This is a genomic window from Prescottella sp. GW823-FHT02E09 (assembly GCF_058797375.1).
This window is the reverse complement of the sequence record NZ_JBXAJP010000013.1, coordinates 95207-107079: the sequence shown is the minus strand read 5'-3', so window position 1 is coordinate 107079 and position 11873 is coordinate 95207. Positions and strand designations below refer to the sequence as shown.

Sequence of the window (11873 nt, the reverse complement as noted above, 5' to 3'; positions counted from 1 at the left end):
AGCACGATCGCTGAAGCTCACCAACCGGGGTAGAACGATTCGATCACAGGCGGCTCGGCTTCGGTGCGTGTCGGTGCCGGCGGGTTCGGTCCGCCCCAACGTTGTTGGGCCCAGGGCAGACACAGGTCCCAGCTGGGTCGCGCGTACTCGAGTTTGTATTGGGTGATGCGCCAGTTGCCGAAGACGTTGTCGGTGGGGCGGGGTGCGCGACCTTCGGGGCCGGTCATCGGGGGCATCGAGGGGGTTTCGGGGTAGTCGTCGATGCGGTCAGTCCAACCAGGGGTGGATGTGTCGATCCTCTCGACGCCGACTCGAGTGGCCCACAGTGCGCCGGAGGCGTAGCTGCGAGCGAGGGGAAAGCGGCCGTCGGTGGGCTGGGAGACGTCGGTGTCGTCGGTGCAGACGATTGCGTCGACTCGGTGGTCGGTGGCTTGCTCCACTAGCAAGTTGAGGCGAAGAGTTCCTATCGGCCCAACCGTGTTGTCGAGTGCGGTGAAGGCTATGGCAGTCGCGTTGGGACCTGCGGCTTCGAGATAGCCAGGGTAGGTGTAGCGGCGTCCGATGCCTAGCGCGATCAGATTGTTCTCTGCTGCTGCCCGGATAGCGGCGATCGGTGGCGAGTCCAGATCGGCGTTCTCGGTATTGCTCCACTGGAACGAGACCGACCACGATCTCGTTGGAGCGGCGGGCAGTTCGGGTGTGGAACTGCAGCCGACACACGTCAGCGTGAGAGCGAGTGCGATGGCTGCCGCAGACTTGCGCAAGGTTCTCATCGGTGTACCTGAGGGTCAGTCAAGATCCTGCCTTCGTAATGGGCTGCGTCGGAGGTGTACTCCTGCAGATTGCCCCGCCACTCGTCGAGCGGGCCGTTGAACCGCTCCAGCCTCACGCCATCACGGTCCAGAGCTTCTTCCGCGATCGTCCGTAGTTCGACTGCCGTAGTGAGGCGGTCATCGGCGCCCACGATTTCGCTGTAGCTACGGAGCTGGCCATCGTCTACCCAGCCGCTCGGTATCAATGGGTCCCCGTTGCTCAGGAGTACGTCGAGAACGCTCGGGTCCTTCGCCGCGACGGCCTCGAGGATCCGATACGCCCGCTGCCCGGCAAGTAGATTGTTGTTCACATCGAACGATTCCGCGGGCAGGTCCGACCTCTCCGCTTCGATCCCCGCCTGCACCACCGACGATGCGATGTCGAGTGGGATGGTCGCCGGCCCGCCGAGTCCCACCACGGTTTTCGTGGCGACGTCGATGGCGAGTTTGGTTCTGCCGGCGGTCTGTTCGGCGGCCGCTGCGTCGTCGAGCCCGCGGTCGTACGATTCGGCGCGCAGCCCCTGGTCCATGTAGCCGAGGAGACGTCCGCTCGCCTCCCCGAGCTGGTGCCGGATGACGGTGGATTCGCCGTGCAGTTCGCCGAACCTCCCGGCGTAGTCGTTGGTGTGATCGATGATGGCGCCGTTGAAGAGAGCGGACGCCGTCGGGTCGGTGTTCATCAACGTGGCCAATCGAATCGACCGGACGTCCCCGATCTCCCCGACGGCGGCTTCCCGGTCGAAGCCGTGGGTCTGCAGTTCGGGGGCAAGCGCGATGTCTCCGAGATACGGGGTGACCGCCTGCGCGATCTGTTGGGTCAGGGCCGGGTTGACCTCGCCGAGCGAGCGCCCATCATGGCCGGGCAGGTTCATCATCGACTCGAATGCGCTCGACTTACCGTCGGTGATCAGCGAGATCAGGCCGGTCGCGGCCCGCCCCGCCTGCTCGGACTGTTCGACACCGACCTCTGGACCAGGGACCGCGTTCTCGCCGATCCAGCCGAACAGGTCCGGTGCGCCGCGATCATCGGACCAGTCGAACTGCAACAGCGGCGTCACGGTGTCCGCGGGACGGTAGTCGGTGTCGAGCGGGACTCGATCCGAGCCCTCCCCGGTGAGCAACTGCGTGATCGCCTCATGATTGCGTCCGGAGACCTCCAGATAGTCCCGCATCGACTGCTCGACCAGCTCCGGGGCAGCGCCGGAGAGTGAAGTCCCCTCAGCAAGATTCGCGGCCTGCCGCGTCAGCTCGCGCGCCAACTCGGTGCCCGGGGCGTAGCCGGGCTCCGGCTCCTTCAACAGCGCCCCGAGACGCCGCGTGTCCTCGTGGAATCGGTACTCGTCGGCCAGCGGCCCCGACTCGCCCGGATACCGGATCGCGTTGGCGTCGGCACCGTGCGTGCGCGTCGAGATCACCTCACGAAGATCCGACGGCAACTGGTCGTAGGAGCCGGGGGAGCGCAGCGAACCGTCCGGGTCGTAGCCGCTGCCGATGTTCTCGTTCGAGACCACCATCAGCCCGTTGGCCAACGAGTTCAGTGCACCTCCGGCGTTCGGATCGCCACCGGCTTCCTGCGTTCGCAGGTGATCCCCGAGCGCCAGGATCCCGTCCTTCCCGGCCGTGCGATACAACTCGGTGTAGTAGTCGCGCACCGACTGCGGCAGCGTGCCGACCTGGCCGCCGGCGGCGAGTGTGTCGAGTTCGGTGGCCGTCAGCCCCTGCACCGGAAGCTGGCCGGCGATCCGGTCGAGCGCTGCGGTGTCGCCGGCTGCGGCGGCTGTCGCGAGCACTTCGCCGTCCTCGCGCCCGAGCCTGCCCGCGCCGTCCATGATCGACTCGGACGGGTCGCCGCCGGATCCGATCCGATCACCGCGCGCGCGGATGCGTTGCGCCGCCTCCTCGATCAGGCGCGCCACCTCGGTGTCCTCACGCGCGAGTGCCACGGCGGCATCCGTGACCGCACCGCGGTGAGCGTCGAGCAGTTCCGTGGAGGCAGCCGCGTCTCCGACGACGGTCCAGTCGTCGAGCACGGTGAGCCCGTCCGCGAGTGCCGCGTCGACCTTCGACAACGCGGTGTCCCGTACCCAGTACAACCGCTGCGCGCCGTCGTCGAGGATCTTGGCCAGGTCGCGGACATCGTTGGAAACGGACTGGCCTGCCGCCCGCTCGGCGTCGGCGCGGTCGCGGGCGGCGTCGTAGGCGACACCCGACCAGTCGTGGCTGAGATCGTCGACGGCCCGCGACATCGCGGCCAGCTCGTCGACGAACCGGGCGTGGGCGGCTCCTGCTCGGGCCGCGGCGTCGGACAGCAGTGTGATGTTCCAGGATCGAACCTCGGACAGGCTCGGCATCAGTGGACCCCACCCATCGCACCCAGTCGGGTGGTGAAATCGGATTCGGTAACGTCGTACTCGTCGGCGTTGCCCCGGGCAACCGCCGCCATCTGCTGCATCCGGTCCGCGACTCGCAGGTACGCGCCTTCGACGAACTCCGCGGCCTGATCGCACGCCGCAGCAGCGGCGGAACCCGGCAGTCGGACGCCCGGACCGATCACGTCGAGCGCGTCGATCGCCACGCCGGCGGCGTCCGCAGTCGATGCGAAAGCGCGCAGCTGCGCAGAGTCCACCTTCATTCGATTCCCCCCTCGAAACCGGCGTCCTCCCCTGATCGGGCCGGTTCGGTCGCCCAATGTACCGAACGGCGTCCACCCTCTTCGGCGGGCGGTGCGCCGACCGGGCATGTCTGCCATGCAATGCTGCTCGGCGGCGAAAGGGGTGGGATGCGGTCTTCCGATCGAGCGCGGCAACCGATGGAGTGGCGGAGCGGGTCGTATTCGTCGCGGGAGACGGTGGCGACCGTGGTCCTCGTCGCAATCGGTTGCGGCGCAATCTTGGTGGGTGTCGTCGGCGGCCTCGACGGTAGACCGATGGTCCTTCGATACGGCTCGGCATACGGGTGCCTCGTCCTTCTCGTCGCGGTTTTCGGGGTGCTGGCCAGAAGGCCTGGTTCCGGGGGCGGGGTGCGCCGCGTGCATGTCGAATCGGGGCAGAGGGTCGGCTCAGAGATCCGACAGTCCAGACGGCTGTGGGCCGTACTGGTGGGGATGGCGGTCTGCTGCACGGTTCTCACCGCAGGTCCGGCCCTCGAGATCTATCGCAACGCGCCGGCCTCCGGGGTGCCCGGGGCCACCGTGATCTTCGGTGGGCTCGGAATCTTGTTCGCATCCTTCCTCGTGCTGGTGGTGGTGCGATTCGTTCGACCGGGCGCCGTGCTGCTCACGCCCGAGGGAATTCGGCACCGGGGCTGGAGCTTCGAGTCCTACCTGCCGTGGGAATCGGTGGCCGGGGTCAAGCCCGCCCACAACGGGCATCGGACGATCCTGGTGATCGGATTCGCGAATGCACACTGGACCCGCCGATACCCCACACCGATCTGGCGGATCGACAAGCTGCCGCCGGTTCCTATGATCGAACTCGATTGCCGCAAGTTCGCCGTCGACGACGCTCTTCTGCTCGATTTCGTGAGCTTCTACGTGAACAATCCCGCGATGCGCGCCGAAGTGGGCACCGACGCTGCACGAGTCCGATTCGAATCGCACGACTTCGAGTGAGTCGAGTCAGGCGAGTACCGCCCCCGGATTGAGGATTCCCAGCGGATCGAGCGCCGTCTTGATCCGCCGGTTCAGCTCCATGACGTCCTCCCCGAGCTGCCCCGCCAGCCAGTCGCGCTTGAGCCGACCGACGCCGTGCTCGCCGGAGATGGTGCCGCCCAGAGCGATTGCCAACTCCATGACGCGGGCGAAGGCGGTGTGGGCGCGGTCGGTCATGTCGGGGTCGGTGGGGTCGAAGACGATCAGCGGGTGGGTGTTGCCGTCGCCGGCGTGGGCGACGGTGCAGATCAGGACGTCGCAATCCTCGGCGATCGCTTCGACTCCGGTGATCAGCCGCGGCAGCTCCTGCATCGGCACGCCGACGTCCTCCAGTAGCAGGCTGCCCATCGCCTGGACGGCCGGGAAGACGGATCGTCGTGCGGCGGTGAAGGCGTCGCCCTCGGCCGGGTCGTCGGTCGCGAACACCTCGGTGGCGCCGTTCTTCTCGCACGCCGCGACGATGGTCGCGATCTCCTGGGCGCCGGCGGCGCCGGGGGCGTCGGACTGCGCCAGCAGCAGTGCGCGGGCGTTACGGTCCAGGCCCATCCGGACGGAGTCTTCGACGGCGTTGATGCTCTCATGGTCCATGAATTCGAGCATCGCCGGCCGGATCTCGCGGGTTATCGCGAGGACGGCATCGGCGGCCGATTCGACCGAGTCGAACGAGGCGACGACCGTCGACGCGGGAGGCTGCGCCGGGATCAGCCGCAGAGTGAGTTCGGTGATGATGCCGAGGGTGCCCTCGCTGCCGACGAACAGCTTCGTCAGCGACAGCCCGGCGACGTCCTTGAGAAGCGGCCCACCCAGGCGCACCGCGGTGCCGTCCGCGAGCACCACCTGCATGCCGAGCACGTAGTCGGTGGTCACGCCGTACTTGACGCAGCACAGCCCGCCCGCGTTGGTGGCGGCATTGCCGCCGATGGAGCAGATCTCGAACGACGACGGGTCCGGCGGATACCAGAGCCCGTGCTCGGCGGCGGCCTGCTTGACCTCGGCGTTGAGCAGTCCGGGCTCGGTGACGGCGACGCGGGTGACCGGGTCGACGGTGATCTCCCGCATCCGTTCGGTGCTCAGGACGATGCCGCGGTCGACGGCGCTCGACCCGCCCGACAGCCCGGACCCCGCCCCGCGCGGCACCACCGGCACCCGATGCGCCGACGCCCACCGCATCGCCGCCTGCACGTCCTCGGTGCAGGTCGCGCGCACCACGGCGATCGGGGTGCCGGCGTTGGGGTCGGCGGCCCAGTCCTGGCGATAGCCCGCGATCACGTCCGGGTCGGTGAGCACCGAACCGTCGGGCAGCGCGTCGATGAGTTCGTCCAGCACAGCGGGGTCGACCGTCGTCATGAATCCATCATCCCCCGGATGCCCGGTTTTCGACCGGAGGCGATCCGACGCCGTTAGCGTCGGACCTGTCGACGAAATCGGGCAGAGGGGGAGAACTGTGGCATCGGACTTCGATCGGGACCGGGACCTGCTGATTCGACTGTGGCGGTCGTGGGCCAAGCGGGCCGGGGAGCTGTCCGACGAGCAGTGGCTGGCCGAGACCCGGCTGCGGGGCTGGACCGTCCGCGATCTCTACGTCCACGTCACGCCCGACGTCATGATCGCGATGCTCGCCGAGCCCGCATCCGACGGCGCCGCGGACGTGACCAGTGCAGCGCAGATGCTTCGGGTCTACAACGCCGACTCTGCAATCTCGGAGCCGATGCACGCCCAGCTCGCCGAGATGGTCCGCGAGCTGGCGGCCGGCGCCCGGCGGGCGACTCTGATCGAGCGGTTCGACGTCGAACTGCCCGACGCCTTCCAACGCCTGACCGGACTCACCCGCGAGACCGTCATCCCGCACCCGATCCTCGGAGCGGTGTCGCTGGGCGCCTTCATGGACATGGCGATCCTCGAGGCGACCGTGCATCTGCTCGACGTCGTCGACGCGGTCGGCGGTCAGGCGCCCGAGACGGAGGCGCTCGAGCGCACCCGCGACGTGCTGGCCGCGGTGCCGGATCCGCGGGCGTTCATCGAGGCGGCATCGGGGCGGTCGACCGATCAGGTGCTGCCAGTGATGCGATGACGTGGCCGCTACCGTGACGGCATGAGAACCGTCGGCATCGACCTGGCCGCCGAAGCGTTGAAAACCGCAGTTGCGGTACTGGTTTGGGAGCGTGGGGCCGCGCGGGTGGTCGATCTGCGACTCGGTGCGACCGACGATCAACTGATCGAGGCCGTGGCGGACGCCGACAAGTGCGGCATCGACGCTCCGTTCGGGTGGCCGGACGCGTTCGTCGAGTTCGTGGTCGCGCACCATCGACGGGAGCCGTCGCGCGAGCTCGAACTCAACAGCCGGGCCGGCCGGTTGCCGCTCGTGCGGCGGCGCACCGACCGCGTCGTCCACGAGGTGACGGGCATGGTGCCGCTGAGTGTGTCCGCGGACCTCATCGCGCACGTGGCGTTGCGGTGCGCTGGGCTGCTGGCCCAGCTCGCGGTGACGGGGATCGACGTGAACCGTGTCGACGGCGCGGTGGTCGAGGTCTACCCTGCTGCCGCACTGCAGCGGTGGGGTCTGCCGTTTCGGGGATACAAGGGTGCCGCCAATCGCGCGAACCTCGAGGAACTGGTGGGCCGGTTCGAGGAATCGGTTCCTGTACTCGACCTCGGCGAGTTCCGCGCACACTGCGTGACGTCGGACGATGCGTTCGACGCCGTGGTGGCAGCGGTGATCGCGCGGGCTGCCGCCACCGGGCGGACGCGATTGCCTGCGCCGATCGATCGGGACTCCGCCGAACGCGAGGGCTGGATCCACGTGCCCGATGATCCGCTGTCCTCGCTCGTGTGACGGCTGCGCGCCAAAGCGCGACGTCGGGCACTGGTCTCGATCGGGTGGAACCGAACGTGAGCTCCATGCGTCTGTTTATGGTGGAGCGGGTCTGGATCGAGGGAGGGATGCCGGGTGCGTTTGGTGACTGTCGTGGGGTTGATCGGTGCGGGACTGGTCCTTGCGGGATGCGGCTCGGAGGCCGTGTCGGGGGAAGCCGATCCCGCAGGCGTAGCGGAGGGCGAACCGGTATTCAGCCCGTGCGATGACATTCCGGATGATGTCGTTCGTTCGCTCGGCGTCGACGTGGCGACCGAAGAACGAGACATCATGGACGTCAAACAGCCGGGTTGGAACATCTGTGGATGGCGAGGACCCGACTATCACGTCTCGGTCTTCGCAACGAACCGAACTCTCGATGAATTCCGGGCAAACGACCGGAACGAAGACTTCGGCGCGGTTGATCTGGGAGGGCGCCAGGGCATTTCCTACCGCGAGAAGGCGGATAGGAATCGGGAGCGTTGCGATGTAGCTCTTGAGTCCGGTGCGGGAGTTGTTCTTGTGTCAGTTGGCTTCTTCGGGACGACCCGGCCGCGCGACGCCAGCGAGCCGTGCGAAGTGGCTACCCGCGCTGCGGAGACTCTGTCTCCAAGTATTCCCGCGTGACGTTGCAATCGATTGAGGGAGCGATGGAAGGTATGACGTGGGCGGCTCTGGAATCGGCGGCAGATGCTGGTGAGCTTTTCCTCAACAGGGACGCTGCGAACGCCTGTGCAAAGCGATGCGAGGACCTGATAGTGGCGCTAAGCGACATTCGGGTACGGGCCTCCCGGCTGGAGCACGTCGACGGGTTTGGGGACAAGCTTCCGTCAGGCATTGCGCTTTCAACGAAGTTCGGGCGGAAGGCCTCGGGCGGCGACTACTCCCTGGACCGGGCGCTTGCCGATCACATTGCCGAGGTCGAGCAGATGCGCGATCTGTTTACGAAGATCGGCGCCCAGTTCCAGGCGACGGAGGATGCGAATCGGCAGGCCGTCACCAGTGTGGGTGGCGGTTTTTGACAGCACACGGACCGATTTGCCGGCGCGATGGAACCGAACCGAAGCGGTATGCGTCTGTTTAGGGTGGAGCAGGTCTGGGTTGAGGGAGGGGTACCGAGTGCGGTTGATTGCTGCGATTGGGTTGATCGGTGCCGGACTGGTGCTTGCGGGGTGCGGCTCGAAGGCCGTGTCGGGGGAGGCTGATCCTGCAGGCGTCGCGGAGGGGGAACCGGTATTCAGCCCGTGCGATGACATTCCGGACGATGTTGTTCGCTCGTTGGGAGTCGATCCGACGACGAAAGAGCGGGACATCATGGGTGTCAAGCAGCCAGGGTGGAACATCTGCGGGTGGATGGGTGCTGGTCCGTCGCTCAGTGTGTTCGCTACGAACCACTCACTGGATGACGTTCGCGCGAATCAGAAGAACACTGAGTTCGCGCCTGTTGATCTCGAAGGCCGCAGTGGCTTTTCGTACCGTGAGATCTCGGATACGGATCGCAGGAGTTGCGACGTTGCGGTGGGAACCAGTGGTGGCGCCGTGCTGATCTCAGTGTCGTACCTCGGAGTCGATGCCGTTGTCGAGGATCCCTGCGGCATAGCTACTCGTGCGACTCGGGAATTGGTCGGATACATACCTGATTAGCGCCAATTCGATAGCCGGATGGGGGAGTCATGACGACAATCGGAACACCGGATGCGAGCTGGTCGGGCCTCACTCGCGCCGCTGAATCAGGAGAGCTGCTTCTCGACCGGGACGTCGGCCTGCGATGTGCGCGGCGATGTGAAGAGCTTGTTCAAGAGCTGAAGTCTGTGCAGGCCAGGGCTAAGCGACTCGACAAGGTTGACGGCCTAGGAACGCTGCCGTCCGGCGTGGCGCTCGCGGCGAAGTTCGAGCGCAAGGCCTCGGGCGGCGACTACTCCCTGGACCGGGCGCTTGCCGATCACATAGCCGAGGTCGAGCAGATGCGCGATCTGTTCACGAAGATCGGCGCCCAGTTCCAGGCGACGGAGGATGCGAATCAGCAGGCCGTCACCAGTGTGGGCGGCGGTTTTTGACAGCACACGGACCGATTTGCCGGCGCGATGGAACCGAACCCAAGTGGTGTGCGTCTGTTTAGGGTGGAGCAGGTCTGGGTTGAGGGAGGGGTACCGGGTGCGGTTGATTGCTGCGATTGGGTTGATCGGTGCCGGACTGGTGCTTGCGGGGTGCGGCTCGAAGGCCGTGTCGGGGGAGGCTGATCCTGCCGGCGTCGCCGAGGGGGAGCCGGTATTCAGTCCGTGCGATGACGTGCCGCCCGATGCGCTACATGCTGTCGGTGTTGATCCATCGACGTCAGAGCGAGATATTGAAGGGGTCAAGCAGCCGGGGTGGAACCGATGTCGCTGGGCTGGAACTGATCATTCACTGACAGTCTTTGCTACGACGAGGACCTGGGATGAGATCCGCGGCAACGACCGCAATTCCGACTTGATCGACCAGCAGATCAATGGGCGCGACGTCATGGTGTACCGGGAATCAACGGACGTCCGGGGCGAACGGTGTGATGTGGCGTTCCGTGCGGCCGATGGCGCGTCGATCGTTCGGGTCAGTCTGTACAGCCCTGCAGATGGTGGCAATCCGTGTGAGCTGGCGGTGCACACAGCGACTGCTCTCGAAGGCGCAATTCCGGAGTAGACGGGGACGACAAGGGGAACATCGTGTTTGAGTCTGGGTGGATTGCATTGTCGGAATCCGTGGGGTCCGGTGAATTGACACTCGAGCGTGGCGTGGCCGAGAAGTGCGCCGGTCGGTGCGACGACTTGATCGTGCAGTTGCAGGCTGTCAAGGACCGCGCAGCCGATCTGACGACGATTAACGGCTTCGGCGACAAACTCCCGTCCGGCGTCGCGCTCGCCGCGAAGTTCGGGCGCAAGGCCTCAGGCGGCGACTACTCCCTGGACCGGGCGCTTGCCGATCACATTGCCGAGGTCGAGCAGATGCGCGACCTGTTCGCCAAGATCGGCGCCCAGTACCAGGCGGCTGAGGACGCCAATCAGCAATCACTGACGAATGTGGATGCCGGCTTCTGACGCCGGGATAGTCGAGGGGGGAAGTACATGGGATTCACCGACTTCATCGGAAACCTGGGCAAGGAAGCCTACGGAATCGTCCGCGATCCGGGCAATGCTCTGGTCGACCTCGTGACGGGCTACGACCTGAACGAGCGCGACCGCGTGCGGGACGAGCAGGCCGCCGGGAACGCCGCGCGCGACGAGATCTATCTACAGCAGGCCGGTCTGTACGGCCGGTTCAGTGGCCAGTTCGATGCCCCCTCGCTCGGGTCACCCGAAGTATTCGAAGCGATGTCGCACGAGGACATCAAGGCCGCCGTCGACGCAATGAACGGCGGCTCGCTCCGCGCCAGCGCCGAAGGGTGGACGAAGATCGGCCAGTCACTCGAGCAGGCACTCAACGACTTCCGCGACTTCATCACCCACGAGACCGAAGGTAAGTGGGAGGGAATCGCCAAAGACTCCGCCGTCGCCGCGACGAGCCGATACGTCACCGAATCGGGGAAACTGGCCGAGGCCGGAACCCTGATCGGCACCAAGATCACCGAAGCGGCCACCGGTGTCGAGCAGGTGAAGGCCACGCTGCCCCCGGTCGCCGAACGCGGCATCCTCGAATCCGCGTTGAACAGGGTGCTGCCCAGCGTCGGAATCCTCAAACAAGTCCTCCACGAGAAGGACGAGGCACACCAGCAGGCGATCGAGATCATGCGCACCGTCTACACACCCGTGATGCAGCAGGCCGACACCAAGGTGCCGACACTCCCCGAACCTCCCCGGGTCACCGGACCCGGGCCCGGGCCCGACAGCATCCGGCCCGGCAGCGGCGCACCCGGCAGCGGCGGATCGAACCCCTACGCGCCCTACACAGGACCGAACTCGGGCTCGCCGAACATGCCGACGCAGCCACCGGGCGCCCCGATGCCCGGCGGAACCCCGGGCGCCGGGTCGGTACCCGGAACCGGCGCCTTCGACCCCACGGCAGCCGGTGCCCAGCCCACCGCAGGCGACCCGTACGCCATGAACCCCAACCAGACCGACGCCGTCACCACACCGGCCTCCGCCTGGACCGCCCCCGCAGCGGCGTCGGGCATCGACGGCGCCCGCCCCGGCCAGTCCGGCCTCGGAGCAACAGGATCGGGAATCGGCGGCGGCTACTCCCCGGCCGGTGCCGGAGGACTCGGATCCGGGGCAGGCGGCGGAACGGGCGCGGGCTCCCTCGGCGGCTACGGCGCCGGTGGAATCCTCGGTAGCGCCAACGGTTCCGGAACAGGATCCGGTGCCGCAGGCGGACCAGGTGCGACCACCGCCGGCACATCGGGTTCGGGCGCAGCAGCGGCCCGTTCCGGCATGGCCGGCGCCGGCATGATGCCCGGCGCCGGAGCGCGGGGCCGTGGCGAAGACGAATCCGAACACAAGACGCCCGGCTACCTGGTCAACGTCGACAACGGCAGCGAACTGATCGGCAAGCTGCCACTGGCCGCCCCGCCCGTGATCGGGAGCTGACCGGG

At 66.9% G+C, this 11873-nt stretch carries 14 protein-coding genes; 10 read left to right on the top strand and 4 right to left on the bottom strand.

All coding sequences use genetic code 11. From position 1 onward, the window contains the following. Positions 1 to 17: 17 nt before the first annotated feature. Genes AC1RIF_RS25220 through AC1RIF_RS25210 form a run of 3 tightly spaced genes read right to left on the bottom strand, consistent with a single transcriptional unit; the run spans position 18 to position 3444 of the window. Positions 18 to 773: a hypothetical protein gene (locus AC1RIF_RS25220; protein ID WP_492604114.1), complete on the bottom strand. Its 756-nt coding sequence runs from the start codon at positions 771 to 773 to the stop codon at positions 18 to 20. Beyond that, positions 770 to 3163 carry a TPR repeat domain-containing protein gene (locus AC1RIF_RS25215; protein ID WP_492604113.1) on the bottom strand — a complete coding sequence of 798 codons (2394 nt, stop codon included), beginning with the start codon at positions 3161 to 3163 and terminating at the stop codon, positions 770 to 772. Before AC1RIF_RS25215 ends, AC1RIF_RS25220 begins: the two co-directional genes overlap by 4 nt. After that, positions 3163 to 3444, bottom strand: coding sequence for a hypothetical protein (locus tag AC1RIF_RS25210; protein WP_492604112.1), 282 nt, complete (start codon positions 3442 to 3444; stop codon positions 3163 to 3165). The genes AC1RIF_RS25215 and AC1RIF_RS25210 overlap by 1 nt, the downstream gene beginning before the upstream one ends. A gap of 294 nt (positions 3445 to 3738) precedes the next feature. On the opposite strand from AC1RIF_RS25210, the gene AC1RIF_RS25205 reads away from it, so the two are divergent. Continuing rightward, on the top strand, positions 3739 to 4422 hold the full coding sequence (locus tag AC1RIF_RS25205) for a hypothetical protein (protein ID WP_492604111.1): 684 nt from the start codon (positions 3739 to 3741) through the stop codon (positions 4420 to 4422). A 6-nt stretch (positions 4423 to 4428) separates the two neighbouring features. Here AC1RIF_RS25205 and AC1RIF_RS25200 read toward each other — a convergent pair whose 3' ends face one another. Further along, the gene (locus tag AC1RIF_RS25200; protein WP_492604110.1) at positions 4429 to 5808 is read right to left on the bottom strand and encodes an FAD-binding oxidoreductase; all 1380 of its coding nucleotides are present in this window, start codon (positions 5806 to 5808) and stop codon (positions 4429 to 4431) included. A 97-nt stretch (positions 5809 to 5905) separates the two neighbouring features. Between AC1RIF_RS25200 and AC1RIF_RS25195 the strand changes: the two genes are divergently transcribed. The 9 genes from AC1RIF_RS25195 (at position 5906) to AC1RIF_RS25155 (ending at position 11868) form a co-directional block, all read left to right on the top strand. Further along, positions 5906 to 6532, top strand: coding sequence for a maleylpyruvate isomerase N-terminal domain-containing protein (locus AC1RIF_RS25195; protein ID WP_492604109.1), 627 nt, complete (start codon positions 5906 to 5908; stop codon positions 6530 to 6532). Between the two features lie 21 nt (positions 6533 to 6553). Further along, a complete protein-coding gene (locus AC1RIF_RS25190) occupies positions 6554 to 7294 on the top strand; it encodes a DUF429 domain-containing protein (RefSeq protein ID WP_492604108.1) in 741 nt (246 codons plus the stop codon). Positions 7295 to 7408: 114 nt separating this feature from the next. Continuing rightward, complete coding sequence (locus AC1RIF_RS25185; RefSeq protein WP_492604107.1) at positions 7409 to 7939, top strand: DUF3558 domain-containing protein; 531 nt, start codon at positions 7409 to 7411, stop codon at positions 7937 to 7939. Continuing rightward, positions 7936 to 8334, top strand: coding sequence for a hypothetical protein (locus AC1RIF_RS25180; RefSeq protein WP_492604106.1), 399 nt, complete (start codon positions 7936 to 7938; stop codon positions 8332 to 8334). Before AC1RIF_RS25185 ends, AC1RIF_RS25180 begins: the two co-directional genes overlap by 4 nt. A gap of 97 nt (positions 8335 to 8431) precedes the next feature. After that, entirely contained in the window at positions 8432 to 8956 is a 525-nt protein-coding gene (locus tag AC1RIF_RS25175; RefSeq protein WP_492604105.1) for a DUF3558 domain-containing protein, read from the top strand. A gap of 29 nt (positions 8957 to 8985) precedes the next feature. Beyond that, positions 8986 to 9369: a hypothetical protein gene (locus AC1RIF_RS25170; RefSeq protein WP_492604104.1), complete on the top strand. Its 384-nt coding sequence runs from the start codon at positions 8986 to 8988 to the stop codon at positions 9367 to 9369. 97 nt (positions 9370 to 9466) lie between these two features. Then, positions 9467 to 9988, top strand: coding sequence for a DUF3558 domain-containing protein (locus AC1RIF_RS25165; protein WP_492604103.1), 522 nt, complete (start codon positions 9467 to 9469; stop codon positions 9986 to 9988). 23 nt (positions 9989 to 10011) lie between these two features. After that, entirely contained in the window at positions 10012 to 10383 is a 372-nt protein-coding gene (locus AC1RIF_RS25160) for a hypothetical protein (RefSeq protein ID WP_492604102.1), read from the top strand. A 27-nt stretch (positions 10384 to 10410) separates the two neighbouring features. After that, positions 10411 to 11868, top strand: a complete 1458-nt coding sequence (locus tag AC1RIF_RS25155; protein ID WP_492604101.1) for a PPE domain-containing protein — start codon at positions 10411 to 10413, stop codon at positions 11866 to 11868. Positions 11869 to 11873: the final 5 nt, after the last annotated feature.